The organism is Pseudomonas sp. Lz4W, assembly GCF_000346225.2.
Classification (GTDB): domain Bacteria; phylum Pseudomonadota; class Gammaproteobacteria; order Pseudomonadales; family Pseudomonadaceae; genus Aquipseudomonas; species Aquipseudomonas paraversuta.
In genome coordinates, this window is the sequence record NZ_CP017432.1 from 132922 (window position 1) to 159577 (window position 26656).

General features: G+C 59.3%; 28 protein-coding genes. 15 read left to right on the forward strand and 13 right to left on the reverse strand.

What is annotated here, in order from left to right:
* Positions 1-54: 54 nt before the first annotated feature.
* Complete coding sequence (locus tag B195_RS00625) at positions 55-2439, reverse strand: penicillin acylase family protein (RefSeq protein WP_003437736.1); 2385 nt, start codon at positions 2437-2439, stop codon at positions 55-57.
* Between the two features lie 37 nt (positions 2440-2476).
* Positions 2477-3061: a DUF6436 domain-containing protein gene (locus tag B195_RS00630; RefSeq protein ID WP_003437734.1), complete on the reverse strand. Its 585-nt coding sequence runs from the start codon at positions 3059-3061 to the stop codon at positions 2477-2479.
* Between the two features lie 109 nt (positions 3062-3170).
* Between B195_RS00630 and B195_RS00635 the strand changes: the two genes are divergently transcribed.
* Entirely contained in the window at positions 3171-4112 is a 942-nt protein-coding gene (locus tag B195_RS00635) for an alpha/beta hydrolase (protein ID WP_003437733.1), read from the forward strand.
* A 28-nt stretch (positions 4113-4140) separates the two neighbouring features.
* On the opposite strand, the gene B195_RS00640 is transcribed toward B195_RS00635, so the two are convergent.
* Entirely contained in the window at positions 4141-4893 is a 753-nt protein-coding gene (locus tag B195_RS00640) for a DUF2059 domain-containing protein (protein WP_003437731.1), read from the reverse strand.
* A 151-nt stretch (positions 4894-5044) separates the two neighbouring features.
* Between B195_RS00640 and B195_RS00645 the strand changes: the two genes are divergently transcribed.
* The 3 genes from B195_RS00645 (at position 5045) to B195_RS00655 (ending at position 6999) form a co-directional block, all read left to right on the forward strand.
* The gene (locus B195_RS00645; protein ID WP_003437729.1) at positions 5045-5680 is read left to right on the forward strand and encodes a 2OG-Fe(II) oxygenase; all 636 of its coding nucleotides are present in this window, start codon (positions 5045-5047) and stop codon (positions 5678-5680) included.
* Complete coding sequence (locus tag B195_RS00650) at positions 5677-6168, forward strand: DUF523 domain-containing protein (RefSeq protein ID WP_003437728.1); 492 nt, start codon at positions 5677-5679, stop codon at positions 6166-6168. The genes B195_RS00645 and B195_RS00650 overlap by 4 nt, the downstream gene beginning before the upstream one ends.
* Positions 6169-6285: 117 nt before the next feature.
* A complete protein-coding gene (locus B195_RS00655) occupies positions 6286-6999 on the forward strand; it encodes a carbonic anhydrase (RefSeq protein WP_003437726.1) in 714 nt (237 codons plus the stop codon).
* Positions 7000-7072: 73 nt separating this feature from the next.
* Here B195_RS00655 and B195_RS00660 read toward each other — a convergent pair whose 3' ends face one another.
* Positions 7073-7708: a hypothetical protein gene (locus tag B195_RS00660; RefSeq protein WP_003437723.1), complete on the reverse strand. Its 636-nt coding sequence runs from the start codon at positions 7706-7708 to the stop codon at positions 7073-7075.
* A 331-nt stretch (positions 7709-8039) separates the two neighbouring features.
* Between B195_RS00660 and coxB the strand changes: the two genes are divergently transcribed.
* The 9 genes from coxB (at position 8040) to B195_RS00705 (ending at position 16354) form a co-directional block, all read left to right on the forward strand.
* Entirely contained in the window at positions 8040-9167 is a 1128-nt protein-coding gene (coxB, locus tag B195_RS00665; protein WP_003437721.1) for a cytochrome c oxidase subunit II, read from the forward strand.
* An 82-nt stretch (positions 9168-9249) separates the two neighbouring features.
* The gene (gene ctaD / locus B195_RS00670) at positions 9250-10839 is read left to right on the forward strand and encodes a cytochrome c oxidase subunit I (protein WP_003437719.1); all 1590 of its coding nucleotides are present in this window, start codon (positions 9250-9252) and stop codon (positions 10837-10839) included.
* Between the two features lie 117 nt (positions 10840-10956).
* Positions 10957-11529: a cytochrome c oxidase assembly protein gene (locus B195_RS00675; protein ID WP_003437718.1), complete on the forward strand. Its 573-nt coding sequence runs from the start codon at positions 10957-10959 to the stop codon at positions 11527-11529.
* Between the two features lie 12 nt (positions 11530-11541).
* Positions 11542-12429 carry a cytochrome c oxidase subunit 3 gene (locus B195_RS00680; RefSeq protein ID WP_003437717.1) on the forward strand — a complete coding sequence of 296 codons (888 nt, stop codon included), beginning with the start codon at positions 11542-11544 and terminating at the stop codon, positions 12427-12429.
* 10 nt (positions 12430-12439) lie between these two features.
* Positions 12440-13177, forward strand: coding sequence for an SURF1 family protein (locus B195_RS00685; RefSeq protein ID WP_003437716.1), 738 nt, complete (start codon positions 12440-12442; stop codon positions 13175-13177).
* A complete protein-coding gene (locus B195_RS00690) occupies positions 13152-13745 on the forward strand; it encodes a hypothetical protein (protein ID WP_003437715.1) in 594 nt (197 codons plus the stop codon). The genes B195_RS00685 and B195_RS00690 overlap by 26 nt, the downstream gene beginning before the upstream one ends.
* 10 nt (positions 13746-13755) lie before the next feature.
* On the forward strand, positions 13756-14835 hold the full coding sequence (locus B195_RS00695; protein ID WP_003437713.1) for a heme A synthase: 1080 nt from the start codon (positions 13756-13758) through the stop codon (positions 14833-14835).
* A complete protein-coding gene (gene cyoE / locus B195_RS00700) occupies positions 14823-15722 on the forward strand; it encodes a heme o synthase (RefSeq protein WP_003437711.1) in 900 nt (299 codons plus the stop codon). The genes B195_RS00695 and cyoE overlap by 13 nt, the downstream gene beginning before the upstream one ends.
* The gene (locus B195_RS00705; RefSeq protein ID WP_003437708.1) at positions 15719-16354 is read left to right on the forward strand and encodes an SCO family protein; all 636 of its coding nucleotides are present in this window, start codon (positions 15719-15721) and stop codon (positions 16352-16354) included. The genes cyoE and B195_RS00705 overlap by 4 nt, the downstream gene beginning before the upstream one ends.
* Positions 16355-16406: 52 nt before the next feature.
* Here the strand turns inward: B195_RS00705 and B195_RS00710 are convergent, their stop codons facing one another.
* The 3 genes from B195_RS00710 to B195_RS00720 all read right to left on the reverse strand — a co-directional run bounded on the left by B195_RS00710 (position 16407) and on the right by B195_RS00720 (position 18941).
* A complete protein-coding gene (locus B195_RS00710; protein ID WP_003437707.1) occupies positions 16407-17177 on the reverse strand; it encodes a MetQ/NlpA family ABC transporter substrate-binding protein in 771 nt (256 codons plus the stop codon).
* An 82-nt stretch (positions 17178-17259) separates the two neighbouring features.
* Complete coding sequence (locus tag B195_RS00715) at positions 17260-17934, reverse strand: methionine ABC transporter permease (RefSeq protein ID WP_003437705.1); 675 nt, start codon at positions 17932-17934, stop codon at positions 17260-17262.
* Positions 17934-18941, reverse strand: a complete 1008-nt coding sequence (locus tag B195_RS00720; protein WP_003437703.1) for a methionine ABC transporter ATP-binding protein — start codon at positions 18939-18941, stop codon at positions 17934-17936. Before B195_RS00720 ends, B195_RS00715 begins: the two co-directional genes overlap by 1 nt.
* A 190-nt stretch (positions 18942-19131) precedes the next feature.
* Between B195_RS00720 and katE the strand changes: the two genes are divergently transcribed.
* Entirely contained in the window at positions 19132-21324 is a 2193-nt protein-coding gene (gene katE / locus B195_RS00725; RefSeq protein ID WP_255401997.1) for a catalase HPII, read from the forward strand.
* 90 nt (positions 21325-21414) lie between these two features.
* Here katE and B195_RS00730 read toward each other — a convergent pair whose 3' ends face one another.
* The 4 genes from B195_RS00730 to B195_RS00745 are packed head-to-tail and all read right to left on the reverse strand — an operon-like array spanning position 21415 to position 24220.
* On the reverse strand, positions 21415-22131 hold the full coding sequence (locus tag B195_RS00730) for a PA5502 family lipoprotein (RefSeq protein WP_003437696.1): 717 nt from the start codon (positions 22129-22131) through the stop codon (positions 21415-21417).
* Between the two features lie 37 nt (positions 22132-22168).
* Positions 22169-22957, reverse strand: coding sequence for a zinc ABC transporter permease subunit ZnuB (gene znuB, locus B195_RS00735; protein WP_003437694.1), 789 nt, complete (start codon positions 22955-22957; stop codon positions 22169-22171).
* The gene (gene znuC / locus B195_RS00740) at positions 22950-23738 is read right to left on the reverse strand and encodes a zinc ABC transporter ATP-binding protein ZnuC (RefSeq protein WP_003437692.1); all 789 of its coding nucleotides are present in this window, start codon (positions 23736-23738) and stop codon (positions 22950-22952) included. The genes znuB and znuC overlap by 8 nt, the downstream gene beginning before the upstream one ends.
* Positions 23738-24220, reverse strand: a complete 483-nt coding sequence (locus tag B195_RS00745; protein ID WP_029612723.1) for a Fur family transcriptional regulator — start codon at positions 24218-24220, stop codon at positions 23738-23740. The genes znuC and B195_RS00745 overlap by 1 nt, the downstream gene beginning before the upstream one ends.
* A 66-nt stretch (positions 24221-24286) precedes the next feature.
* Here B195_RS00745 and B195_RS00750 point away from each other — a divergent pair, with 66 nt between their 5' ends.
* The gene (locus tag B195_RS00750) at positions 24287-25207 is read left to right on the forward strand and encodes a zinc ABC transporter substrate-binding protein ZnuA (RefSeq protein ID WP_003437687.1); all 921 of its coding nucleotides are present in this window, start codon (positions 24287-24289) and stop codon (positions 25205-25207) included.
* A gap of 84 nt (positions 25208-25291) precedes the next feature.
* Here the strand turns inward: B195_RS00750 and B195_RS00755 are convergent, their stop codons facing one another.
* Positions 25292-26242 (reverse strand): homoserine kinase, encoded by a 951-nt coding sequence (locus B195_RS00755; protein ID WP_003437685.1) that lies wholly within the window; start codon positions 26240-26242, stop codon positions 25292-25294.
* A 58-nt stretch (positions 26243-26300) separates the two neighbouring features.
* Positions 26301-26591, reverse strand: coding sequence for a DUF2782 domain-containing protein (locus B195_RS00760; RefSeq protein ID WP_003437683.1), 291 nt, complete (start codon positions 26589-26591; stop codon positions 26301-26303).
* Positions 26592-26656: the final 65 nt, after the last annotated feature.

The window sequence follows — 26656 nt, forward strand, 5'->3', positions numbered from 1 at the left end:
CCCTGCAGGAGCGAGCTGGCTGTCGAATTGAAAAGCTCGCGAGCAAGCTCGCTCCTACAGTTGCTTGGGCACCAGTCGCAAGACGCTGCGGGTGTTGAGCTGGATTTCTGTCTCGTCGATATGCGGGATGCTGTAGTCGCCTTCAATGTAGGGTCGGGCCTGGTCGCGGTAGTGTTTGTCGAAGGGTACGCCGCTTTGCCCTAGCGGGTTGATGGTCAGGCTGTGGTACGGCTCGGCAAAGTCGATCAGACGTCTGGTTGAGGGGCCGTAGGTCACTGCCCAGGGGGCCGGGCCGAGTTTGGCGCTGAGATTGTTGGGTACTTCGTGGCTGCCGGGGGCCTCGAATGGGCCGACGTTAAACAGCCAGTCCAGCGGTTTCTGCCGCCCCAGCGGGTGGTCATGGGTCAAGGTGTGCGCCTTGCCCCAACGCCATTGCGCCGGGTCGTCGCCCATGGTGGCTTTCAACTGCGCAATGCTGGTTTGCCAGGCGACTTTGACTGTCTCGGCCCGGGTCTCTTTGTGCGCCGTATTACGGTTGTCCCACCACGGCGAATCCGGGTTTGCGGCGAGGCGTGGCAAGGCGGCGTCGATCACCCGGGTGCTGAGCAAGGTGTCGAAATAAACATCCCCCAACTCATCACTCATCGCTGCGTCAGCCAGGCTGAAAAGAAGCTGGTTGAACAGCGTGGCGGCCGTTGATTCCAGCGGATAATCGCCCTGCCATTGCGCCAGTTGTTCTACCAGCTGGCGTTCGGCCGGATCGCTGACTACTTCACGCAGCACTGGCAACAGCGGTTTGAGCACACGCTGCCCGTAGTCGGTGCGGGTGCCCAGTTGCAGCGCCTGGCTGTTCTTCAGGTTCCATTTCACGCCGGGTTCGCTGAGCTGGCGATTGAGTTGCTGGCCGCGGTCCGCCAGGTTGTAGTAACCGGGGATCTCTATGCCGGCAGGCGATACCGGCTGAAAGTTGGCCGATACGATATAGCCCCGCGCGGGATTCTCTTCCTGGGGGTTGGCGCTGAACGGATAAAAACCGACTTTGTCTGCCTGGCTGGTACTGCCGTCCAGAATGAACGCGGGATTGACCCCTGCCGGGCGTTTGGGCAATTGCGCCGCCGCCCACCAGCCGATGTCGCCCTTGGCATTTGCCCACACCAGGTTCAGGCCCGGTGCGTGAATATAGGTGGCGGCCGTGCGGGCCTTGCCCAAGGTGTCGGCGCGGTTGAGCTGGTAAAAGCCTTCGAGAATCGGATCCCGGGTTTCCAGAAAGCCCCACCACATTGCAATCGGCGTGCTGCCGGCGGCAGACCCGAGTACATCGTTGATGATCGGACCGTGGGGGGACCGGCGCAGGGTGAGGGTCACCGGTGCCTGGCCTTTGACCGCAATCTGTTGCTCGCTGCTGCTCATGTCGACCCACTGGCCGTGGTACCACACCTGATTCGGGTGGTCGGGATTGGTCTTCTCTGCGATCAGGTCCAGATCATCGTTCTGGAACATGGTCAGGCTCCAGCCAAAATCGCGGTTGTTGCCCAGAAAGGCGAACGGCACCAGGGCCTGATGGTAGCCATAGAGCTCAAAATCGGGCGCCGAGAGCTGCGCTTCGTACCATACCGCCGGCGCCGAGAAGCGGATATGCGGATCGCCTGCCAGTAGCGGTTTGCCACTTTGGGTACGTTTGCCCGACACGACCCAGGCATTGCTGCCTTCGAACTGTGGCAGGCCGGCCTGATTCAAGGCCTGATCGCTCAGCCGGGCGAGGGAACCGAGGTTTTTCCAGTCGTTGCTCGACAGTGCCGGGCTCAGCACGCCCCGGGGTTGCCAGTCCAGGTCGAAGACTTTCAGGTAGTTGCTGCCTAACTGGTCACGTACGTAAGTCAGCAATGGCTCCGTACGAAAGGCGACTGCAAAGCTGTAAGCCATATAGCCGGCGACGCTGATCGTGTCTTCGGCGGTGAATGGCCGCGGAGTGATGCCCAGCACGTCAAATTCCACCGGTCTGGCGTGGCTTGCCTGGTACTGGTTGATCCCGTCCAGATAGGCTTGCAGGGCCTGCCACGAAGGTGACTGATAGTCCAGTTCGGCGACATAGCTGGCGGCACGTTCGCGAATGCGCAGGCTGCGGAACAGTTTGTCGGTATCGATCAGCTTGGGGCCGAGTACCTCGGCCAGTTCCCCCCGCGCCAGGCGACGCATTATCTCCATTTGAAACAGGCGGTCCTGCGCCTGTACATAGCCAAGGGCGCGGTACATATCCGTCTGGTTAGCTGCGCGGATATGCGGCACCCCGCGCTCGTCATACCGTACCGCGACCGGTCCCTGCAGCCCGTCCAGCGCTACCTGGCCCTGGCGGGTGGGCAGCTTGCTTTGCACATACCAGACGCCACCGCCCGCGATGACGGCAATAACGAGGGCGGCCAGGGTCAGGCTGCGTTTCATGGTGCAACTCCTTGTAATTGGTTCGCACCGAAGCGCCTTAGGGGGAAGCGCGGTCATTCTGCCACGGGCAATAGCAGCCCACGGCCATGGTGTGGGTGGCATTTACCGGGCGGCCTTCGTTCAGGGCCTGCAGGACGGGTTCGATAAAGCTGTTGCTGGCGTTGCAGGTGGCACCTTCGCTGTAGGGGCCAAAGTAGGCCAGCTGGCCGCTGCGGTCCCAGATAGCCACGGCCGGGCTGGCGCTCAGATGCTCGGCGCCGGGCAGGCTGGCCAAGGGCTTTATTGCGCCCAGGGTGGCGGGTAACTGGCCATGGGTGCCGGGCTTTTGCACGGAGTAGAACGCGACGCCCAGCGGCACGTAATGCGCGAGCAATTCGCTGAGGTGTTGTTGGTTACCGACATTGCACGGGCAGGCCGGGTCCCAGAAATGCACCACGCGGATGGGCCCCGGGCCTGACAGCTCGGCGGGCAGGCTCAGGACATCTCCGGCGAACAGTGCGGTCTGGTCGCTGAAGGCGCGGATATAGCGGCCCTGGAACCAGTCGTAGGCCGTCCACAACCCCGCTGCACATATCAGCACCAGCAGGCAGGCAAGCAGGGTTTTTAAGGTGGGCACAGGCATGCAAAAAGGTCCTCGAAGGCCGCGTAGCTTGCCATGCTTGAACGGACAGATGAATATCGTCGGTCTATAAAGCCTGTTTTGCGCACGTGCGCCCCGTCTGGAAATTCTTATGCCTGCCCCGTTTGCCCCCGATTCCTTGCGCGCCAGCTTGCAGCCTTTGCACGATGGCCAGCCATTATCGCGCGAGGGGCTGGCGTATCAGCAGTTCTACGGGCTGGATTTTGCGCAGCGCAAGGTGCCGGTGCGCCGGCAATTGGGGCGCTTCAGCGCCGGCGGCTACGAGCTGGTCAGTCAGGTCTGGTGGCCAGCGTCCACCCCGGTGGCGACGCTATTCGTCATCCATGGTTTTTACGATCATATGGGGCTGTATCGGCACGTGATTGAGTGGGGCCTGGATCACGGATTCGTGGTCATTGCCTGCGACTTGCCGGGGCATGGGCTTTCCAGTGGCGAGCGGGCCAGCATTGATGATTTCGCGCAGTACCAGGCGGTGCTGCAAGGTTTGTTTATCGAGGCCCAGTCACTGGCCTTGCCGCAACCCTGGCACCTGTGCGGGCAAAGTACCGGTGGCGCGATTGTGCTTGATCATGTGCTGCGTCAGGGTGATCAAAGCCCGGCACAAGGGCAGGTGATTCTGCTGTCACCGTTGATCAGGCCCAAGGACTGGAATTGGTCGAAGTTCAGCTATTACCTGCTCAGAGCCTTCGTCAAAGGCATTGCCCGGCGTTTCAGCGAGAACTCCAACGATCCCGACTTCTTGCCGTTCCTGCAGGCCGATCCGTTGCAGCCGGTGCGTCTGCCGACGGCCTGGGTCGGTGCGCTGGCGCGCTGGATTCCGCGTATTGAAAGTGCGCCAGCCTGCTCCCGGCGGCCCTTGGTGATTCAGGGCGAAGCGGACAAAACCGTTGATTGGCGGCATAACCTTGAGGTGCTGAAAACGAAATTCGATCAGCCTCAGGTGCTGTTGCTGCCAGAGGCCCGGCACCATCTGGCGAATGAAACTGCCGAGATCCGCGAGCGTTATTTCGCGTTTCTGGATCAACATCTGTAGGCGCGAGCTTGCTCCTACGGGACGTTGGTTATTGCGACAGGCTTGACGTGCTTTGGCCCACGGCCAGCCCGGCGCGAATAGCTGCCAGTGCCGCCTGATAATAGGCTTTCCCGGCAGGCGACTCTGCAAAGGTGACGAACTCTTCCAGTTCCGGATCAGACAGGTCGCGATACACGTAGAGCAACGTGTTATCCAGTTCACCGGCAAGTTGCTCCATCAAGCGCTGGCGCTGGCCATTCAACATGCCTTGGGCCTGACCGCCTCCGAGCAACCCCGGGATCATCGAACTCAAACTGTCTGCTGCAATCCCGGCAATCGCCAGAGTGACCTCCGCGCCGGCTTCACGGGCTGGCAGCGCCCGCGACAAGTGGTTGATCAGCAGTTGACGGGTGGCGCTGGCCTCGATGCGCGGCAAGCCTTGGGCGTGTTTGGCCAACTGATCGCGGCGGGTGGCCAGCAGTTCAGCAGCCACAATCTGGCGGCCCAGCGGCGACTGGAAAAAGGTCAGTGCGGGAACAGGGTCTGGCAGGTGGTTACGCATCTGCTCTTTGGCGCGCCGGTCCATTGCTTCGGGGGCAAAGCGCAGGCTGCTGTTATTGACCAGGGCCTGATAAACCGCCGGCGGCAAGTTATTGCGATAGCGCTCCTGGGCGGCAGTAAGGGCATCAACAAAATGCGCGCGCTGTTCTGGCCACCCGGCAGTCGTAAACAGATCATCGAGGTTATCTGCCCATGCGGGTAACGTGCAAAACATCATCAATAGTAAAAACAAGCGGCGCATGAGGGACTCCTGTCTGCAGGGCGCTATTGTCCGGGTGCGGCGTAGGACTTGTCGAGAATTCGCTCGTTCCAAGAGGCTTTAAATACTCCGGTTGATTATTTCCGCTCCGCCAGCTCGACGGAGCTGTCAGATTTTCAGGTGTGTCGATATTATGCGCGGCATGCAAATACCTACTGATCATCCGCTGTTGCTACGCATCGTCGACGACCTGTACGCACAGGGATGGTCACAGCAAAACATCTTTCTGCCCGAGGCTTTGACCCTCGAACTGGCGGCCGAGTGCCAAAAACGTTCGGCCGAAGGTGAACTGACCCCGGCCGCAGTCGGAAGGGGCATTACCCAGGAAGTCCGCGAGGGTATACGCGGCGACCATATTCAATGGCTGGAGCCGGGAGAGGTTTTAGCCTGCGACAATTATCTGGGGTTAATGGAAAGCCTGCGAATCGCCATGAATCGCAGGCTTTTTTTGGGCCTGGAGGACTTTGAAAGTCATTTCGCCCTCTACCCGCCCGGAGCTTTCTACCTCAAGCATCTGGACCGTTTCCGCGATGATGACCGGCGCATGGTCTCGGCCGTGGTTTACCTCAATCAGGCATGGTTGCCTGAGCATGGCGGGCATTTGCGCATGTATCTGGATGGCGACCTCGACTATGACGTACTTCCGGTTGGCGGTTGTCTGGTGGTATTCCTCTCGGGCGAGATTCCCCACGAAGTCATGCCTGCGACCCGCGACCGCCTGTCGTTGACCGGCTGGTTTCGCCGGCGCGCCACCGAGGTATTTGTATGAGCCAGAAGTTGCTGGTCAGTCGTTGCCTGTTGGGCCATCGCGTGCGCTATGACGGCGGCGCCAGTGGTCCGTACGGGCAATTGGCCCGATGGCAGGAAGAAGGCCGGATCATTGCCTTGTGCCCGGAAGTTGCGGGCGGCTTGCCGACGCCGCGTGCTCCGGCAGAAATACCCGGTGGCCAGGGGAGCGATGTGCTCAACGGCCTGGCGCCGGTGATGACCAGCGAGGGTGAAGATGTGACCGCGGCCTTTATGGACGGGGCACAACAGGCGCTGGCGTTGGTGGTTCGGCACGGTATTGGTATTGCTATCCTCAAGGCTAATAGTCCGTCTTGCGGCAATGTTCAGACCTATGACGGCAGCTTTGGCGGGATCAAGGTTGCAGGCCAGGGCGTCACGGCGGCATTGCTGGCGGGGGCCGGGGTACAGGTATTTAACGAGCTGCAGCTGGAAGACGCCGCGCGGGCTCTAGCGCAGCTTGAGGCCTGAGGATTTGCGGGCCGGCCGGGAAATACCGGCGCGAGCAAACCCGCTCCTGCAAGGGCGTGTAGAGCGTATAAATGAGTTCAGGTAATATCCGGTGCCATTTTGCCCAGGGGATCCATCATGACTGACAAGCCGAAACCACAGCCCTCGGCAGCGACCGAAAGTGCTGATTCTGCACTGCACCATATCGTTGATGGTTTTTTGCACTTCCATCACGAAATCTTTCCCGAACAAGAAGCCTTCTTCAAAAAACTCGCCACGGCACAGAACCCGCGTGCGATGTTTATTGCCTGTGCCGATTCGCGCATCGTGCCTGAGCTGATCACCCAGAGTGCACCGGGCGATTTGTTTGTAACGCGTAACGTCGGCAACGTGGTGCCACCCTATGGCCAGATGAATGGCGGTGTTTCAACTGCCATTGAGTACGCGGTGCTGGCACTGGGCGTGCAGCACATCATTATTTGCGGACATTCGGATTGCGGGGCGATGCGCGCCGTACTCAACCCGGCAAGCTTGAAAAAGATGCCCACGGTCAGAGCCTGGTTGCACCACGTTGAAGTGGCCAAAACCATGGTGCAGGACAACTGCAACTGCGCCAATGAAGCTGAAAGCATGCACGTGCTGACTGAAGAAAACGTGATTGCCCAGCTGCAGCATTTGCGCACACACCCGTCGGTGGCGTCGCGCATGGCCAACGGGCATCTGTTTATTCACGGCTGGGTATACGACATCGAAACCAGCGAGATCAAAGCCTACGACGCCGATAAAGGCGCCTTCCTGCCGCTGGATGGCACCAGCCCGATTCCAAGCGCTACGCCCAAAGCCAGGTTTTAGGCGCTTACCCTTGCTCGCGTGCTCTGCGCTTTCTCGGACACTGCTCTGAAGGCGCTCGCGAGCACGCCGGCTGCTACAGGTTCAGGCCGACGCCCAGTTGCTTGGACAGACAAGGCCAGCGGCTCCAGGCAGCGCCCGTCTCGGGGCTGGTCAGCCGTTCGCGGTAAGCATCGACCGATTCCACGGCAAAGCTTTCGTCGTTAAGCATCTCGTCGAGCGCATGGTGCACGGCTTCGTCCAGTTGATTGGCAAAGGCCTCGCCGATTAACTGGTGGGCGATGAGGTTGGCCACTGTCATGTCCAGAGGAATCAACGGCTGACCCAGGTGCTTGATGTAGAGATCGTTGACCTCTTCGACCAGGCGGTGCGCCAGATAGGCTTCGTCCAGTAAACCTTCAAGCCCCGGATGGCCATCGAGCAGCGGGAGCGGCTGGGCAAAATATTGCTCGGCGATTTTCAGTACCGGCTTGATTTGCGACTCGATACCCGCCTCATGGGCGACTGCGTTGGCAGCATCCAGCAAGTCGGGCACCTGCTCGATGTAGGCGCTGACAAAGCGGGTCATCACGACGTTTTTATCCGTATCAGGCAGCTCGATTGCGGCATGAAGGTGCGGCAGTTGCTTGGCCAGATGCTGGGCCAGCTGCTTCGTTTCGGCCTCATGTTCTTGGGCACGCGAGATCTGCGCGCGGATGGCGGCGGTGTTCATGGGAACTCCAGGGGGGTTGCAAGACAAAAAAGAGCTATAAAAGTAGCCCTTTAAACGCAAAGGGATTTTTTTCAGGGGAAGTATTGTTATTCATTTTGTGACCGGGCAGTGAGTGCCATTTGTCGATGTGGCCTTATTTCACTGTTTTGACCCCTTACATTGCGGGGCTGGTGTCGGTGTCTATACTCGCTTTTGTAACCGTTATTTGATGTCGCCCGACTGCCTGAGCAGACGAGGCTCGGCGGTCCAGGTTCACAGGGTTTGAAAACCGCCCCCTTGTAACGCAGGTTGATACCGGCGCAATAACAAGAAAAACAAAGGGGAACCCGCAATGAAGCGACATCCAAATCTATGGATGGGCCTGCTGTTGTGGTCGGTTTTCGGTCAGGCGCAAGCTGCCTGGACCGTGAACATGACGCCGGGCGCGACCGAAGTCAGCAACGCGGTATTCGACCTGCACATGACCATCTTCTGGATCTGTGTCGTGATCGGCATCATCGTGTTTGGTGCCATGTTCTGGTCGATGATCGTTCATCGGCGCTCCACCGGGCAGCAAGCAGCAAAATTCCACGAAAGCACCACGGTCGAAATCCTCTGGACGGTCGTGCCTCTGGTTATCCTCATTTTGATGGCCATCCCCGCAACCAGAACCCTGATCAATATCTATGACTCCAGTGAGTCGGATGTCGACATCCAGATCACGGGCTACCAGTGGAAGTGGCATTACAAATACCTGGGTCAGGATGTCGAGTTCTTCAGCAACCTGGCCACCCCCGCCGAGCAAATTCATAACCAGGCCCCCAAGGGCGAACATTACCTGCTTGAGGTGGACGAGCCGCTGGTGCTGCCGATCGGTGCCAAAGTGCGCTTTCTGGTGACCTCGGCGGACGTTATCCACTCCTGGTGGGTGCCTGCCTTCGCGGTCAAGCGCGACGCTATTCCGGGGTTTATCAACGAAGCCTGGACCCGTATCGAGAAGCCCGGCATTTACCGTGGCCAGTGTGCCGAATTGTGCGGCAAGGACCACGGCTTTATGCCGATCGTGGTGGATGTCAAAACCCGTGCGGACTATGACGCCTGGCTCGCAGACCGCAAGGCCCAGGCTGCTCAGCTCAAGGAACTGACCAGCAAGGACTGGACCCTCGACGAACTGGTGGCCCGTGGCGACAAGGTTTACCACACCACTTGCGTGGCCTGTCACCAGGCAGAAGGTCAGGGCTTGCCGCCGATGTTCCCCGCACTCAAAGGCTCGCCGATCGCTACCGGACCGGCTGCCGATCACCTGCACCGGGTGTTCTTCGGCAAACCGGGGACGGCCATGGCAGCCTTCGGCAAGCAGCTCTCGGAAGTTGATATTGCCGCGGTGGTGACCTACGAGCGTAACGCCTGGGGCAACAACAAGGGCGACATGGTCACCCCCAAAGACGTGCTGGAGCTTAAACAGGCGCAAGGAAAATGAGCCGCCGGGGGCTGTGTGTGGGTAATGGCAGGGGGCCGTGGGCCGCCGGTTTTTTGGTCCATCCGTTTGCAGGAGTCAGGACATGAGTGCGGTTATTGATGACCACGGGCCTGCGCAAGACCACGCCCACGGCCCGGCCAAAGGCCTTATGCGCTGGGTGTTGACCACCAACCATAAAGACATTGGCACCTTGTATCTGTGGTTCAGCTTCTGCATGTTTTTGCTCGGTGGATCCTTCGCCATGGTGATTCGCGCCGAACTGTTCCAGCCGGGATTACAGATTGTGGCGCCGGCCTTTTTCAACCAGATGACCACCATGCACGGGCTGATCATGGTATTTGGCGCAGTGATGCCGGCGTTTGTCGGGCTGGCCAACTGGATGATTCCGCTGATGATCGGCGCCCCCGACATGGCCTTGCCGAGGATGAACAACTTCAGCTTCTGGCTGTTGCCTGCCGCTTTCGCACTGCTTATCTCGACCCTGTTCATGGCCGGTGGCGGGCCTAATTTTGGCTGGACCTTCTACGCGCCACTGTCCACGACCTATGCCCCTGAAAGCGTGACTTATTTTATTTTTGCCATCCATTTAATGGGCATCAGTTCGATCATGGGCGCGATCAACGTGATCGCCACCATCCTCAATTTGCGTGCTCCCGGCATGACGCTGATGAAAATGCCGCTGTTCGTCTGGACCTGGCTGATCACGGCCTTCCTGCTGATAGCGGTGATGCCCGTGCTGGCAGGGGTGGTCACCATGATGTTGATGGACATCCACTTCGGCACCAGCTTCTTCAGTGCCGCGGGCGGCGGTGACCCGGTGTTGTTCCAGCATGTGTTCTGGTTCTTCGGCCACCCCGAGGTCTACATCATGATCCTGCCGGCCTTCGGTGCCATCAGCGCGATCATTCCGACCTTCTCGCGCAAGCCGTTATTCGGCTACACCTCAATGGTCTACGCCACGGCCAGCATCGCCTTCCTGTCATTTATCGTCTGGGCCCACCATATGTTTGTGGTGGGGATTCCCCTGGTCGGTGAACTGTTCTTTATGTATGCCACGCTGCTGATTGCGGTGCCGACCGGGGTCAAGGTCTTCAACTGGGTCAGCACCATGTGGCAAGGCTCGCTGACCTTCGAGACGCCAATGCTGTTCGCCGTGGCCTTCGTGATTCTGTTCACCATCGGCGGGTTCTCCGGGTTGATGCTGGCCATCGCGCCGGCAGACTTCCAGTACCACGACACCTATTTCGTGGTCGCACATTTCCATTACGTACTGGTGCCGGGGGCGATTTTCGGGATCTTCGCTTCGACCTATTACTGGCTGCCGAAATGGACTGGCCACATGTACGACGAAACCCTCGGGAAGTTGCATTTCTGGCTGTCGTTTGTGGGCATGAACCTGACGTTCTTCCCGATGCACTTTGTCGGTCTGGCCGGCATGCCGCGCCGGGTTCCGGACTACAACCTGCAGTTCGCCGACTTCAACATGGTGTCCTCGATTGGCGGGTTCATGTTCGGCACTACGCAGCTTCTATTCCTGTTCATTGTCATCAAATGCATTCGTGGTGGCCCCAAGGCCCCCGCCAAACCCTGGGACGGCGCCGAAGGTCTGGAATGGAGCGTGCCCTCGCCCGCGCCATATCACACCTTCACCACGCCGCCGGAAATCAAGTGACCGGTGCATGCCGAGTCCCTGCAGGAGCGAGCTGGCTCGCAATGCAGACGGCCCGGTTTGCCTTGATAAATTCGCTGCTGTCATTGCGAGCAAGCTCGCCCCCACAGGAAGCCGCTTATGGCTAACTCAACTGCGGTCAAACGCCTGGTCCTGCGCCTGTTGTTGATGGTGGTGGTGATGTTCGCCTTTGGTTTCGCCCTGGTGCCGATTTACGACGTGATGTGCAAAGCCTTCGGCATCAACGGCAAGACCGCCGGACAGTACGAAGGTGAGCAAGTGGTCGACCCGACCCGGCAGGTGCGCGTGCAGTTCTTGTCGACCAATGCCATCGACATGGTGTGGGAGTTCTATCCCAAGGGCGATCAGTTGGTGGTCAACCCCGGGGCGGTTAACGAGATGGTGTTTGTAGTCTCCAACCCCACTGACCACCCGATGACGGCGCAAGCCGTGCCGAGTATTTCACCGGCCGAAGCCGCCCAGTACTTCCACAAGACCGAGTGTTTTTGCTTTACCCAACAGGTGTTGCAACCGGGCCAAAGCCTGGAGATGCCGATGCGTTTTATCGTCGACCGCGACATGCCCAAGGATGTGAAACACCTGACGCTGGCCTACACGCTGTTCGATATCACTGCTCGCCATCCGCCTGTCGCCGCTAACGCCGGCAAGGACGAAACCCGGCTTGCCCGATAAGGAGAACGCTCCATGGCAACTCACGATCACTACTATGTCCCGCCTCAAAGCAAGTGGCCGATCATTGCCACGGTGGGGCTGTTGGTCACGGTGTATGGCCTGGGCACCTGGTTCAACGACCTCAAGGCGGCGCGACCCGAGTCCCATGGCCCGCTGATTTTCTTTATTGGCGGCCTGATCGTTGCGTACATGCTGTTTGGCTGGTTCGGCGCAGTGATCAGGGAGAGCCGGGCCGGGCTATACAGCGCGCAACTGGATCGTTCGTTTCGCTGGGGCATGACCTGGTTTATTTTTTCTGAAGTGATGTTCTTTATCGCGTTTTTTGGTGCGCTGTTTTACGTGCGGCACTTTTCCGGTCCGTGGTTGGGTGGCGAGGGCAGCAAGGCGGTGGCGCACATGCTGTGGCCTGACTTTCAGTTTGCCTGGCCGTTGCTGCACACCCCCGACCCTGCGCTATATCCACCGCCTAAAGGCACCATCAGCCCGTGGGGCTTGCCGCTGCTCAACACGGTGTTGCTGGTCAGTTCCAGCATCACCCTGACCATCGCTCACCATGCCTTGAACAAGGGCCATCGCGGGGCGCTGAAGTTCTGGTTGGGCCTGACGGTTTTGCTCGGGGTCGGATTTTTGGGGTTTCAGGCCGAGGAGTACATCCACGCGTACAAAGAGCTGGGCCTGACTCTGGGCTCCGGGGTGTATGGCGCGACGTTCTTTATGCTCACCGGTTTCCACGGTGCCCACGTGACCATCGGCGCCCTGATTTTGCTGGTGATGCTGATCCGGGTGATACGCGGGCATTTCAATACCGAGCACCAGTTTGGTTTCCAGGCTGCGACCTGGTATTGGCACTTTGTGGATGTGGTGTGGCTCGGGTTGTTCCTGTTCGTATACGTGTTGTGAGTCAGCGCCCATGACGCGCTTTCGACCCGGCATCGCGCCGACACTGGTGGTGCTGGCGTTACTGCCGCTGCTGGTGTTCCTGGGTTTTTGGCAACTGAGCCGCGGGGAGCAGAAACGCGCGCTGCTCGATAGCTACGCAGAACGTCAGGCCGCCGCGCCGCTGACCGCAGGCCAGCTGCTCAATGTGGAGCAACCGGCCTTTCGCCGTGTGCAATTGCGGGGGCATTTAGACGGGCAACACAGCCTGCTGCTGGACAACCGTATGCGGGATGGACAGGTCGGTGTCGAGCTGCTGCAACCCTTTCAGGATCAAGCCAGCGGCCAGTGGCTGCTGCTCAATCGTGGCTGGCTGCCGTGGCCGAGCCGTCACACACCGCCGGTATTCAGCACTGCGCAACAGACCCTGGATGTGCAGGCCTGGGTTTATGAGTCGCCAGGCGCCCCCTTTCAATTACACGCCGACCCGCTTGACGCGCCCTGGCCGCGGCTGGTGACAACGGTGGAGCCAGCCAAACTTTGGGCCGAGCTGGGCCGCGAAGGTTTTGCCGATGAAATCCGTATCGCCCCCGGCCCGGCAGCGTATCAGGCTGACTGGCCACTTATTTCCACGGGCATGGGCCCGGAAAAACACACCGCCTATGCCGTGCAGTGGTTCGCCATGGCGCTGGCCCTGTTCGGTCTTTATCTGTACCTCGGTTGGCACAACGCTCGGGAGAAACGTCATGGCAACGGCCATCAATCCGCCTGATACAGCTCGCGCCCCATCCCCTGCCACCCGGCGCCGCGGGCGATTGCAGCTGATCCTTATTCTGCTGCTGACCATAGGCCCCATGGTGCTGGCCACGGGCATGTACAAACTCAAGTTCTGGGTGCCTGAAAGCCGCAGCTATCACGGAGAACTGCTGGGGAACGGGCAGAACCGCGCGGCCCTTGGCGTCGTGACCGATGAGCAGCGCTGGCAACTGCTGGTAACGGCCCCCCAAGGCTGTGCTGCAGATTGCCAGCAGTTGGTGTATCTGGCACGCCAGCTTCAGGTCGGACTGGGCCGCGATGCGTCGCGGGCGAGCCACGGCTTGGCGGTGGCGCAGCCGGTGGACGCGCAATACGCCGCCAAATTGCAACGCGAGTATCCGCAATTACAGCGCTACACACTGGACCTGCCGACTTATACACAGGGCGCTGAAGGCAATGGCGCGGCGCAACTGTGGATAATCGACCCCCACGGCAATCTGGTGCTGCGCTACGACCCGCAGGTCAACGGCAAGGACGTGCTCAACGACCTCCGCCATCTGCTGAAGCTGTCCAACATCGGATAGGGGCCAGGTCATGGCTAAAGCTGGATTTCGTCTCGCATTGTTGGCCACCTTGCTGGCGCTGGTGGTGGTATTGCTCGGCGCCTACACCCGCCTCACCCATGCAGGCCTAGGCTGCCCGGACTGGCCCGGTTGCTACGGTTTTATCAGCGTGCCGCAAAGTGAGGCGCAACTGGCCCACGCCGAGCTGCACTTTCCCGATGCCCCGGTGCAGGCCGACAAAGGCTGGAGCGAGATGGTGCACCGCTATTTTGCCGGCACCCTCGGGCTGTTGATTCTGCTGCTGGCGGCACGGGCCTGGAGCCAGCGTCGGTTGCAGGATCAGCCGTTAAAACTGCCGTTGTTTATTTTGTTGGTGGTGATCGCACAAGCGGCCTTTGGCATGTGGACGGTAACGCTCAAGTTGTGGCCCCAGGTGGTGACGGGGCATTTGCTCGGCGGGTTTGCGACCCTGAGTTTGTTGTTTTTACTGACCTTGCGTCTGTCCGGGGTGCTGCCCGCCCTGGCTATCCCCCGCCGCCTGCAGCGCTGGGCAACGGCCGGGCTGGTGCTGGCGATCATGCAAATCGCGCTGGGGGGCTGGGTCAGTTCCAACTACGCCGCCGTGGCCTGCGTCGATCTGCCGACCTGTCATGGTGAATGGTGGCCCCAGGCCGACTTCGCCAATGGTTTTCATCTGACCCAGCATATCGGCCCCAACTATTTGGGCGGGCAACTGGACAGCGAGGCGCGCACTGCCATTCACCTTACCCACAGGCTCGGCGCTGTGCTGCTGACCCTGGTGTTATTGGGCCTGGCCTGGCAACTGCGCAAAGTCGGCATGACCCGGTTGGCGGGCTTGCTGCTGCTGGCGCTGGGAGTGCAGATCAGCCTGGGAATGAGCAATGTGCTGTTTGGTCTGCCACTGGTGGTCGCGGTGGCTCACAACGCGGGGGGCGCGGCGTTGTTGCTGACGCTGGTGCTGGTCAATTACCACGCCCGCACGGCATTGGTCAGGGTCAAGGCCCCGCGCTTCTCCCGCTGGATTTTCAGCCCCCGGCGCCATACGCCTGGTCTCGTCACCCTCAAAGGAGAATTGCCATGGCGACCGTGACTGGCGAACATCAGCGCCAGGGGCTCTGGCGTGACTATCTGGAGCTGACCAAGCCGAGGGTGGTCCTGATGATGCTGGTTACTTCGCTGGTGGGCATGTTTCTGGCTACCCGCGCGGGCGTGCCGTGGACGGTACTGGTGTTCGGAAACCTGGGGATTGGCCTGTGCGCCGGTGGCGCGGCGGCGGTCAATCATGTGGTGGATCGGCGTATTGATGCCATGATGGCCCGCACCCATAAGCGACCGCTGGCCGAAGGGCGGGTTTCACCGCTGGCGGGATTGTCGTTCGCGCTATTGCTGTCGCTGTCGGGGCTGGTGCTGCTATTGGTGTACACCAATGCCCTGGCGGCCTGGCTAACGCTGGCTTCTCTATTGGGCTACGCGCTTATTTACACAGGCTTTCTGAAGCGGGCCACGCCGCAAAATATCGTGATCGGCGGGCTGGCCGGTGCGGCGCCGCCGCTGCTGGGCTGGGTGGCGGTCACGGGGCATGTCACCGCCGAGCCGTTGCTGCTGGTGTTGATCATCTTTGCCTGGACCCCACCGCACTTTTGGGCGCTGGCGATCCACCGCAAGGCGGAGTACGCCAAAGCGGATATCCCCATGTTGCCCGTGACCCACGGCGAGCACTACACCAAGGTACATATTCTGCTGTACACCCTCGTGCTGCTGGCGGTCAGCTTGCTGCCCTTTGTGATTCACATGAGCGGCCTGCTCTATCTGGTATGTGCACTAGTGTTGGGCGCACGCTTTCTGCATTGGGCTTGGGTGCTGTACCGTGGCACTGCGCCGCACGCTGCGATCAACACCTTCAAGTACTCTATTTACTACTTGCTGCTGCTATTTATCGCGCTGCTTGTCGATCATTACTTAGTGTTGAACCTATGACTAGAACTCAAAAAACCGTTTATATCCTCGTCGCGCTGGTGGCATTGGTCATGGGCCTGACGTTTAACAAAATGATGTCGAGCAAAAGCCAGGGCGACAACACGTCCCTGATCGATGCCGGGATCATTCTGCTGCCGCAGAGCCGTCATTTGCCGGATGTGAAGATGACCGACCAGAACGGTCAGCCGGTGCTCATGAATGAACTGAAAGACAAGTGGAGCATGCTGTTTTTCGGCTACACCTTCTGCCCGGACATCTGCCCGACCACCCTCGCCCAGCTGCGTCAGATCAAAAGTGAACTGCCCAAGGACGTACAGGACAAACTGCAGATCGTGCTGGTCAGTGTCGACCCGAACCGCGATACGCCGCAGCAGCTCAAGCAATACCTGGGTTACTTCGACCCGCAGTTCGTGGGGCTGACCCCTGCTTCCATAGAAGATCTGCAAACACTGGCGAATGCCGTGAGCATCCCGTTCATCCCGGCGGATACCAGCAAGCCCAACTACACCGTCGACCACAGTGGCAACCTGGCGCTGATCGGGCCGGACGGCACCCAGCGGGGTTTCATTCGCGCACCGTTCAACACCGCCAAAATGGTTGCCCAATTGCCGGGGTTGGTAGAGCGCAAATAAAGGACGCGAGGGGCAATCTGTAGGAGCGAGCTCCTACAGAAAGATCAGAGGATCAGAACGCCGGGATGATGGCGCCTTTGTACTTCTCGTTGATGAACGCTTTCACTTCAGGGCTATGCAAGGCAGTAACCAACTTCTGCATATCTGCCGAGTCTTTGTCGTCCGGGCGAGCGACCAGAATGTTCACGTAAGGCGAATCGCTGCCTTCAATGACCAGGGCGTCTTTTTCCGGGTTCAGCTTGGCTTCCAGCGCGTAGTTGGTGTTGATCAAGGCCAGATCGACTTGAGTCAGAACACGGGGGATGGTCGCTGCTTCCAGCTCGCGGAATTTCAGGTTCTTGGCGTTCTGTTCGATGTCTTTTGGCGTCGACAGGATGTTGCTCGAGTCCTTGAGCTTGATCAGGCCCGCCTTGTCCAGCAACAACAGGGCACGGCCGCCGTTGGTGGCGTCGTTCGGAATGACCACGGTGGCCCCGTTCGGCAGATCATCCAGCTTCTTGTACTTGCTGGAGTAAGCACCCAGTGGTTCCAGGTGTACGGCTGCAACGCTGACCAGGTTAGTCCCCTTGGCCTTGTTGAACTCGTCCAGGTACGGCTGGTGCTGGAAGAAGTTGGCATCCAGACGTTTTTCGGCCACCTGCACGTTTGGCTGGATGTAGTCGGTGAAAACCTTGACCTTGAGGTTCACGCCCTCTTTGGCCAGTGCCGGTTTCACGAACTCCAGAATCTCGGCGTGGGGTACCGGTGTGGCTGCGACCGACAGATCGCCGGCATGGGCGGAAAATGCGGCTACAGCGGCCACGGCAGCAAATAACTTCTTCATTCAGCAACTCCTTGTGAACACCCGACTTCAGGTGCCTGCCAGCCCTGGGCTGGCGGTTACGTTTATTAACGAGAGGTCGCGCTTACTTGCGCGAAAAGTGCACCACTAGCCGATCACCAACGGTTTGCAGAATTTGCACCAGAATCAGCAACAGCACCACCGTGACAATCATCACGTCGGTCTGGAAGCGCTGATAGCCGAAACGGATCGCCAAATCACCCAGGCCGCCGGCGCCGACCACACCTGCCATGGCGGTGTAGGACACCAGCGTAATGGCGGTCACGGTAATCGCTGCAAAGATGCCGGGGCGCGCTTCAGGCAACAAGGCGCTGGTAATGATCTGACGCGTGCTGGCGCCCATGGCCTGAGTAGCTTCGATGATGCCGCGATCCACTTCACGCAGCGCGGTCTCGACCAGACGGGCGAAGAACGGCGTAGCGCCGACCACCAGAGGCGGGATCGCGCCCGCTACGCCCAGGGAGGTTCCGGTAATCAGAACGGTGAGCGGGATCATCACAATCAACAAAATGATGAATGGCAGCGAACGCAGAATGTTCACCGCCAGTGACAATATGGCGTATACCGCCTTTTGCTCGAACAGTTGGCGCGGGCTGCACAAAAACAGCAGTACGCCCAGCGGCAGGCCAAGCAGGATGGTGAACAGCAGCGAGCCGCCGAGCATCATCATGGTGTCGCCGGTTGCCAGCCAGATTTCGAACCAGTCAATGTTGGAAAAGAAACTCAACAGGGATTCCATCAGCGCAGCACCTCCATATGAACGTCAGCCGCAGTGAAGCGGGCGAAAGCCGCTTCCATGTCGCCACCGGTAATGGCGAGGGTCAGTTGCCCGTAGGGGGTGTCTTTGATGCGATCGATACGACCGGCCAGGATGCTGTAATCCACCCCCGTTTCACGGGCGACAGTGCCCAGCAAAGGTGCATAGGTGGATTCGCCCTGGAAGGTCAGGCGCACGATACGGCCAGGAACATGGGCGAAGTCGTCGCGCTGCTCGCTTTCGTCGATCTGCTCGTCTTCCTGGACAAAACGCTTGGTGGTCGGGTGCTTGGGGTGCAGGAACACTTGGGCGACCGGGCCTTGCTCGACGATTACGCCTGCATCCATCACCGCTACGTGGTCGCACACGCGACGGATCACATCCATCTCGTGGGTGATCAGGACGATGGTCAGCTTCAGTTCGCGGTTGATCTCAGCCAGCAACTGCAAGACCGAGGCCGTGGTTTGCGGGTCCAGGGCACTGGTGGCTTCGTCACACAGCAGCACTTTGGGTTTGGTGGCCAGTGCACGGGCAATGCCTACGCGTTGTTTTTGGCCGCCTGACAGTTGCGCCGGATATTTCTTGGCGTGGTCGGACAGACCTACCCGCGCGAGCAACTCGGCGACCCGCAGATCGATGTCCTTGCGGGACAATTCACCGGCCAGCGTCAGGGGCATGGCCACGTTATCGGCCACAGTCTTGGAGGCCAGCAGGTTGAAGTGCTGGAAGATCATGCCGACTTGCTGGCGAAACCGTCGCAGGCCGTTGGCATCCATCGCCGTCACGTCTTCGTTGTCGACGATGATCTGCCCGCCACTCGGGGTTTCGAGGCGGTTGATCAGGCGCAGCAGGGTACTTTTGCCCGCGCCGGAGTGGCCAATCAGGCCGAAAACCTGGCCGCTCTCAACACGCAGACTGGTGGAGTGCAACGCGGGAATGTCCTTACCGGAAACCCGGTAGGTTTTATGAACGTTATGGAACTCAATCACGTAGCGAACCTTGTGGGGCGCGAAAATAGAAGATCAGCGGTTAGCCGGGCGCGCATTTTAGCCTGTCCGTATAGAGGTTCTTAGCATTTATTTGCGCTGGGACCTTTGATTTGGCAATAAGACGACTGATGGTCTGAATTAAGGAACGACGGTAAACGCTAAAAGTCAGTACTAGGACCCGCCTCGGGAGATTAGTCCAGGAAGCCCGGCCAACAGGGCTTTCGCCAACAAGGAGTTTAGTCTGATGAGTAGCAAAAAACCGTCTTCCAACAAGAGCCAGATGGCCGGCACCGACACCTTGGATCGTGGCAACACCAACGTCAAACTCGATAGCCTCGAAACTTTTCGTGATGACGCAACCGATCAGGCTCTGCGGACCAATCAGGGGGTGAAGGTTGCAGACAATCAAAACACCCTGAAAGCCGGCGCCAGAGGCCCCTCGCTGCTCGAAGACTTCATTATGCGCGAGAAGATCACCCATTTTGACCATGAGCGAATTCCAGAGCGCATTGTTCATGCTCGAGGTACCGGCGCCCACGGCTACTTCCAGACTTATAAATCCCACAGCGCACTGACCAAGGCGGGTTTCCTGCAGGACCCGGGTAAGAAAACTCCGGTATTTGTGCGTTTCTCCACCGTCCAGGGCCCGCGCGGCTCCGGGGATACCGTGCGTGATGTGCGCGGTTTTGCCGTGAAATTTTTCACCGATGAAGGCAACTTCGATCTGGTCGGCAACAATATGCCGGTGTTTTTTATTCAGGACGCGATCAAGTTTCCGGATTTCGTACACGCGGTAAAACCTGAGCCCCATAACGAAATGCCTACGGGCGGTTCAGCTCATGACACGTTCTGGGACTTCGTCTCACTGGTGCCGGAATCTGCGCACATGGTTATTTGGGCGATGTCTGACCGTGCCATTCCTAAAAGCCTGCGCAGCATGCAGGGGTTCGGCGTACATACGTTCCGTCTGATCAACGCTGAAGGCAAATCCAGCTTCGTCAAATTCCACTGGCGTCCGAGTGTGGGTACTTGCTCGCTGGTGTGGGACGAAGCGCAAAAACTGGCAGGTAAAGACACCGATTACCACCGTCGTGATCTGTGGGAGTCGATTGAAACCGGCGATTACCCTGAGTGGGAATTCGGCGTGCAGATCATTTCGGAGGAAGACGAGCATAAATTCGAATTCGATATTCTTGATCCGACCAAGCTGATCCCCGAAGAACTGGTGCCGATTACGCCTTTGGGCAAGATGGTACTCAACCGTAACCCCGACAACTTTTTTGCGGAAACCGAGCAAGTGGCTTTTTGCCCGGGTCATATCGTGCCGGGTATCGACTTTTCCAATGACCCGTTGCTGCAGGGCCGGCTGTTTTCCTACACCGATACGCAAATCAGCCGTCTGGGCGGGCCGAACTTTCACGAGATTCCGATCAATCGCCCCGTCGCGCCGTTTCACAATAATCAGCGTGACGCGCAGCACCGTAGCACCATCAACAAAGGCCGGGCGTCCTATGAACCGAACTCCATCGACGCTGGCTGGCCGAAAGAAACCCCGCCTGCAGCCCATGACGGGGGGTTTGAGTCTTATCCCGAGCGCATCGACGCCAACAAGATCCGTCAGCGCAGCGAGTCGTTCAGTGATCACTTCTCCCAGGCCCGGCTGTTTTTCCGCAGCATGAGCAAGCATGAGCAAGAACACATTATTGCGGCCTACAGTTTTGAATTGGGCAAGGTCGAGCGTGTGCCCATCCGGGAGCGCCAGGTGAATGAAATCCTGGCCAATATCGACCTTGAGCTGGCCAGGCGGGTGGCTGAGAACCTGGGCTTGCCTGCACCGAAGGCGGGTACGCAAGCGGAGCGCAAAACCAGCGTCAGCCGCTCCCCGGCCTTGAGTCAGGCCAATCTGCTACCGGGCAATATCAAAACCCGTAAAGTGGCAATTCTTGCCGCCAACGGGGTTGATGGCGCAGCGATTGATGCTCTGAAAAAGGCGCTGGCGAGTGAAGGCGCCCATGCCAAATTGTTGGGTCCTACGTCTGCGCCGGTGAAAACCGCAGACGGCAAATTGCTGCCGGTTGATGCATCCATGGAAGGCATGCCGTCGGTTGCCTTTGATGCGGTGTACGTGCCGGGTGGCGCGGCTTCGATCAAAACCTTGAGCACCGATGGCGTGGCGTTGCACTACCTGCTCGAAGCCTATAAGCACCTGAAGGCGATTGCCTTGCATGGCGAAGCCAGGCAGCTGCTGGACGTTCTGCATTTGCAGGCCGATGAGGGGTTGCAGGCAATCAAGGATGGCAAGGATCTGAAGGCGTTCTTTGCCGCGATCGGGCAGCACCGTGTGTGGGCCCGGGAGCCGAAGGCCAAAGCCGTTCCGGCGTAAACGAAGGGCTCTGCAGCAGCTGGCTGGTTCGCGATGGGGTCAGAGATGACCCTGTTGCGAACCAGCTGCTTGCTGCAGGTTTGCCTGGACCTAGGGTTTACTTGGGATCAGCACTATTTGCGCAGGTACATGGCGAATGATCTGACGTTCAACTTTCAGATCGAACGCCGGATCGAGTTTTTTCACCCGCTTGCTGATCAGCGTGGACAGCCATGGGAAGTCCGCTGTGCGCGGAACCTGCAGACTGACAGCACACTGGTAATTGACGATATCTTGCGCGATCAAATTCAGTTGATGGCGAAGTTTCGCAATATCCTCGATGTTAAGCGTAACTGTGGTGCTCTCAGCGGCAGGGTCGATAACCCTGGCCGGTGGCCTGGCCTCGGCAGCCTTGAGTGCGGCTTCGGCTTTATCCAGTTCGGCCTTGCGCGCATGGGCAATGGCACTGTTGACACCGCCGGTCAGCGCTGGAGCCGTAGGCATCAAGGCGCGGGCGCGGCTCAGTGCCGTGGCAGCAGCGTTGACATCACCTTTTTGCAGCACGATCTGACTGCGTTGCAAGTAGGCTTCTGCCAGTTGACGCTGGTATTGCACCAATTGTGGATCATCCGGCGTTTGCTTCTGCAAGGTAGCCAGTTGATCTTCAGCGGTCGCGAGTTCGCTGCTGGCCAGGTTTTGCTCCAGCTGTGCGATGGCCGTAGCGCGCGCATCCGGGACAGGTGTGTCGCCGGAGGGTGTGCTTTGGCAGGCGCCCAGCAGCAAGGAAAATGCGGCCAGGAGCAAGTAACGGGAGTTGAACAGCTTCATTCCTGCGGCTCTCTAAGTGCGCAAAAAACGAGCAAGTCTACACCCCTCGACGGGGCAGAACAAAACTCAGCAGAAACAGTGCCGCGGCACACACCACAATTGATGGTCCCGCCGGCGTGTCTTTGAACCATGAAAGTGCCAGGCCACCACACACCGCCAGCATTCCCAGCAAACTGGCACCCAGGGCCATCTGCTCCGGAGAGCGGGCGTGGCGCTGGGCAGCTGCTGCCGGGATGATCAGCAAGGACGTGATCAATAACACGCCGACAATCTTCATTGCTACGGCAATAACAATTGCGATCAACAGCATCAGCGTCATGCGCAACGCCGCTACCGGCAAGCCTTCAACAGTGGCCAGCTCTTCATGCACGGTGATCGCCAGCAGCGGCCGCCACAGCGCCACCAGCAATGCCAGAACCACAGCGCTACCGCCCATGATCCACATCAAATCGTTGGGGCTGATGGCCAGCAGATCACCAAACAGATAAGCCATCAGGTCGATTCGTACTTCATGCATGAAGCTTAGTACGACCAGCCCGAGGGACAAGGTGCTGGGTGCAAGTATTCCGAGCAATGTGTCAGATGCCAACGGCTGGCGCTGTTGCAAGGTGACCAACAGGACTGCCAGCAGCAGACAGCCGACAGTCACGGCAATGGTAGGGCTGACATCCAGCAGGAACCCCATCGCCACCCCCAGCAAAGCCGCATGGGATAGCGTGTCGCCGAAATAGGCCATTCGTCGCCACACCACAAATGAGCCCAGGGGGCCGGCGACGATCGCCAGGGCCAGACCTGCCAGCAGGGCGTAAAACAGAAAATCAGCCATGCTTGCAGCCTTCTCCATGAACGTGGGCGGGTGCCGTTGTGGCGTCTTCGCTGACCACCGAACCATGCAAGTCATGGGCGTGGTCATGATGGTGATGATAAATCGCCAGGCTCTGTGCGTTTTTGCCGAACAGTTCGACGAAAGCCGGGTCATTGCTGACTTGTTCCGGGTGGCCCGAACAGCAGACATGGCGATTGAGGCAGACCACCTGGTCGGTGGTGCTCATGACCAGATGCAAATCGTGGGACACCATCAGCACGCCACAGCCATGGCGGTCGCGCAGGCGGGTAATCAGGCTGTACAGCTCGGCCTGGCCAGCGACATCGACGCCCTGTACCGGCTCGTCAAGCACCAGCAACTCCGGTTTGCGCAGCAGGGCGCGGGCCAGCAGTACGCGCTGCATTTCGCCACCGGACACACTTTGCACGGGGCTGTCGATGACCTTTTCGGCGCCGACTTCTTTCAGCGCGGCAAGGGCTTGCGCCCTGTCCACACCCGGCACCAGACGCAAAAAGCGTAAAACCGAGAGCGGCAATGTCGGATCGACGTGCAGTTTTTGCGGCATGTAGCCGACCCGCAACCTGGGTTTGCGCCAGACGCTGCCACTGGTGGGCTTGAGCAGGCCGAGCACGGCTTTGACCAGTGTGGTTTTGCCGGCGCCGTTGGGGCCGATGAGGGTGACGATCTGGCCCGGCTCGACACTCAGCTCGATATTGTCGAGCACGTCTTGCCCGGCGAAGGTCACGGTGACCCGGTCCAAACGTATCAGTGCAGCGCTCATCAGGCCTCCCGGCAACCCGAACACAAACCGACCACTTCGACGGTCTGGCCTTCGACAGTAAAGCCGACATCCAGCGCACTGTTGATGATTGCGTCGCTGATGGTTTTTTGCTCGAGTTCGATGGCGGCATGGCAGTTGCGGCAGATCAAAAACTGACCCTGATGCGCGTGCTCGGGGTGGCTGCAACCAATAAAGGCGTTCAGTGAGGCGATGCGATGCACCAGGCCGTTCTCCAGCAGAAAATCCAGCGCCCGATAGACGGTCGGTGGCGCTGCCCGGCGGCCGTCCTGCTCGCTGAGTACTGCCAGAATGTCGTAGGCGCCCAGCGGCTTGTGACTTTGCCACACCAGTTCCAGCACCCGGCGGCGCAGTGCAGTCAGGCGCAAACCCTTTTGCGCGCACAGCACATCCGCTTCGCTAAGGGCGCTGTGGACACAATGGGAGTGGTCATGGGGACGACTGGCAAGCGGTGTAATAGGCATGGGCGGCGACGATTTTTGAGAGAGACGTTATTATGTTACCTGTTTCAACCACCATGAGTGCTCATCGTGCCCCGTCTTTTTTCTATTTTTCTTGCTCTAACCGCCAGTTTGGCCGTAATTGGCCCGGCCCGGGCCGAGGTCAGCGTGTTGACCAGCATCAAACCCTTGCAGCTGATTGCGGCTGCTGTGCAGGACGGCGTGGGCCATCCCGAGGTGCTTTTGCCGCCCAATGCTTCGCCGCATAACTATGCCCTGCGTCCTTCCGACGTACGGCGCGTGCAGTCGGCTGATCTTTTGTACTGGATTGGCCCGGACATGGAAGGTTTCATGCCGCGGGTGATCAAAACCCGCACTTTGCCATCGGTGGCGGTCTACACGCTGCCTGAGCTTAAGCTTCGTCATTTCTCCGAAGATAGCCACTCCCATGCCGAAGATGCGACCGAACACGACCACGATCACCGTCCGGGAACGCTGGATGCGCACCTGTGGCTGGCCCCGGCCAACGCCCGTGTGATCGCGGCAAAAATGGCGGCTGACCTGAGTCAGAAAGACCCGGCCAACGCTGCCCGGTATCAAGCGAATCTGGCGGCTTTCAATCAGCGTCTGGACGCCCTGGATGCGCGCCTGAAAACACGTCTGGCGGGGATTTCCGACAAGCCGTTCTTTGTGTTCCATGAGGGCTACGACTATTTCGAAAGCGCTTACGGCCTAAAGCATGCGGGTGTATTCAGCGTGGCTGCAGAAGTACAGCCAGGGGCCCAGCACGTCGCCGCCATGCGTAAGCGTCTGCAGGAAGCGGGCAAGACCTGCGTATTCAGTGACCCGCCTTTGCGTCCGCGTCTGGCAGACACCCTGACCGCCGGCTTGCCGGTCAAGTTGGCTGAGCTGGATGCCCTGGGCGGCTATACCCCGGCGACGGCGCAGGGCTATGAGCAACTGCTGGAGAAGCTGGGCAATGACCTGGCGGGCTGCCTGGAAAGCTTGTAACCCCGCACCAATAGAGCCTGCAGGAGCGAGCCTGCTCGCGAGCATTTCAATTACACACAGCTCGCCAGCAGGCTCGCTCCGGCCTTACAGGGCAAAAGGCAGATGAACTGTCACTGTCTGGTGCACGGCCAGACGGCGTTCGAATTCGCCCGGATCGTGAATCAGCACGTCTTGCCCGGCAAAGGTATGGGCCGCGATCAGGCGCGACAGCCAAAAGCGCACGCATGCGACCCGCAGCATCGTCGGCCACAATTGGGCTTCGCTTGCAGTAAACGGGCGCAGTGCGGCATAGGCACCGAGTAAGGCGCGGGCGCGCGGGGCGTCAATCTTGCCGTCTTCGTCAGCGCACCAGTCATTCAGGGCAATCGCAACGTCATACAGCATCGGGCCTGAGCACGCGTTGTAAAAGTCGATCAGGCCGGTCAGATGCGTGCCTTCAAACATGGCGTTATCGCGGAACAGGTCGCCATGCAGGTTGGCCCGGGGCAACGCGAGGATCTGCTCTTTATGCGCGCTGATTTCAATCAACGCGTTTTGCAGCAATTGTGCCGCCTCAGGTGACAGATCGGCCATTAGTGCAGGCCCTTCTGCCAGCATCCAGTCCAGCCCGCGGTCAGTCTTGCGCTCCAGCACCTTGTCGCGGGTGGCCACATGCAAGTGACCAAGCAGCTCGCCGACCTGGGCGCAATGCTGGGCATTGGCTTCACGAATATGTTTGCCCGCCAGGCGCGGTTGCAGCAGCGCCGGTTTGCCCTTGAGTTCACGCAGGGCCTGGCCGTCGACGGTACGCAGGGCGAAAGGCACCGGCAGTTCTGCGCTGTGCAGCACATCGAGCAGTTCGATGAAGAACGGCATCTCTTTGATCGGGCCACGCTCAACCAGGGTCAGGACATATTCGCCCTGCTCCAGACTGATGAAGTAATTGGTGTTTTCGCTGCCAGCGGCAATCCCCTGGAAATCGAGCAGGCGGCCAAGCCCGTAAGGCGCAAGAAAAGTTTCCAACTCGGTGCGAGTCAGGGGCGTGAATACAGACATGGTTTAAAACTGCCAGTACGGGCGCCGCGTTGAGTCGGCGCCGATTAAAGTTAAGACGCTATTTCCATTCGAAGATTTTCCACGATGGAATCAGCATATCCGGCTGGTCGGAACGGATGAAATTGGCATCAGTACCATCAGCGCGCACTAAAAAGTACGGCGGTGCTCCTTTTGGGGTGACCTTGATGGCATAGAGAAAACCGTTTTGACGGTATTCCTGGATCGTTTTATCGCCTTCCGTGCGAATGGTTACGTCTGGGTCAGCTGTGACTGCTTCATCGGCTGCGAAGGTTAGCAGCGGAGTGAATGCAAACAAGCCGGTCAGCAACAGGCGATTTAGTGTGCGCATGATAACCTTGTCCCTTTGTCGTCATTGGTCCGGACATTCTAGCGCCGGACTCGCCGAAAAGGTTG

What these genes read in the sequence shown, in the direction of transcription:
- cyoE (WP_003437711.1), top strand. Translation starts at nt 14,823, where the DNA reads ATGGCGACCGTGACTGGCGAACATCAGCGCCAGGGGCTCTGGCGTGAC.
- B195_RS00685 (WP_003437716.1), top strand. Translation starts at nt 12,440, where the DNA reads ATGACGCGCTTTCGACCCGGCATCGCGCCGACACTGGTGGTGCTGGCG.
- B195_RS00760 (WP_003437683.1), bottom strand. Translation starts at nt 26,591, where the DNA reads ATGCGCACACTAAATCGCCTGTTGCTGACCGGCTTGTTTGCATTCACT.
- B195_RS00695 (WP_003437713.1), top strand. Translation starts at nt 13,756, where the DNA reads ATGGCTAAAGCTGGATTTCGTCTCGCATTGTTGGCCACCTTGCTGGCG.
- znuB (WP_003437694.1), bottom strand. Translation starts at nt 22,957, where the DNA reads ATGGCTGATTTTCTGTTTTACGCCCTGCTGGCAGGTCTGGCCCTGGCG.
- B195_RS00730 (WP_003437696.1), bottom strand. Translation starts at nt 22,131, where the DNA reads ATGAAGCTGTTCAACTCCCGTTACTTGCTCCTGGCCGCATTTTCCTTG.
- znuC (WP_003437692.1), bottom strand. Translation starts at nt 23,738, where the DNA reads ATGAGCGCTGCACTGATACGTTTGGACCGGGTCACCGTGACCTTCGCC.
- B195_RS00710 (WP_003437707.1), bottom strand. Translation starts at nt 17,177, where the DNA reads ATGAAGAAGTTATTTGCTGCCGTGGCCGCTGTAGCCGCATTTTCCGCC.
- B195_RS00660 (WP_003437723.1), bottom strand. Translation starts at nt 7,708, where the DNA reads ATGAACACCGCCGCCATCCGCGCGCAGATCTCGCGTGCCCAAGAACAT.
- B195_RS00625 (WP_003437736.1), bottom strand. Translation starts at nt 2,439, where the DNA reads ATGAAACGCAGCCTGACCCTGGCCGCCCTCGTTATTGCCGTCATCGCG.
- B195_RS00630 (WP_003437734.1), bottom strand. Translation starts at nt 3,061, where the DNA reads ATGCCTGTGCCCACCTTAAAAACCCTGCTTGCCTGCCTGCTGGTGCTG.
- B195_RS00655 (WP_003437726.1), top strand. Translation starts at nt 6,286, where the DNA reads ATGACTGACAAGCCGAAACCACAGCCCTCGGCAGCGACCGAAAGTGCT.
- B195_RS00745 (WP_029612723.1), bottom strand. Translation starts at nt 24,220, where the DNA reads ATGCCTATTACACCGCTTGCCAGTCGTCCCCATGACCACTCCCATTGT.
- B195_RS00715 (WP_003437705.1), bottom strand. Translation starts at nt 17,934, where the DNA reads ATGGAATCCCTGTTGAGTTTCTTTTCCAACATTGACTGGTTCGAAATC.
- B195_RS00690 (WP_003437715.1), top strand. Translation starts at nt 13,152, where the DNA reads ATGGCAACGGCCATCAATCCGCCTGATACAGCTCGCGCCCCATCCCCT.
- ctaD (WP_003437719.1), top strand. Translation starts at nt 9,250, where the DNA reads ATGAGTGCGGTTATTGATGACCACGGGCCTGCGCAAGACCACGCCCAC.
- B195_RS00635 (WP_003437733.1), top strand. Translation starts at nt 3,171, where the DNA reads ATGCCTGCCCCGTTTGCCCCCGATTCCTTGCGCGCCAGCTTGCAGCCT.
- B195_RS00650 (WP_003437728.1), top strand. Translation starts at nt 5,677, where the DNA reads ATGAGCCAGAAGTTGCTGGTCAGTCGTTGCCTGTTGGGCCATCGCGTG.
- coxB (WP_003437721.1), top strand. Translation starts at nt 8,040, where the DNA reads ATGAAGCGACATCCAAATCTATGGATGGGCCTGCTGTTGTGGTCGGTT.
- B195_RS00705 (WP_003437708.1), top strand. Translation starts at nt 15,719, where the DNA reads ATGACTAGAACTCAAAAAACCGTTTATATCCTCGTCGCGCTGGTGGCA.
- B195_RS00755 (WP_003437685.1), bottom strand. Translation starts at nt 26,242, where the DNA reads ATGTCTGTATTCACGCCCCTGACTCGCACCGAGTTGGAAACTTTTCTT.
- B195_RS00640 (WP_003437731.1), bottom strand. Translation starts at nt 4,893, where the DNA reads ATGCGCCGCTTGTTTTTACTATTGATGATGTTTTGCACGTTACCCGCA.
- B195_RS00680 (WP_003437717.1), top strand. Translation starts at nt 11,542, where the DNA reads ATGGCAACTCACGATCACTACTATGTCCCGCCTCAAAGCAAGTGGCCG.
- B195_RS00675 (WP_003437718.1), top strand. Translation starts at nt 10,957, where the DNA reads ATGGCTAACTCAACTGCGGTCAAACGCCTGGTCCTGCGCCTGTTGTTG.
- B195_RS00645 (WP_003437729.1), top strand. Translation starts at nt 5,045, where the DNA reads ATGCGCGGCATGCAAATACCTACTGATCATCCGCTGTTGCTACGCATC.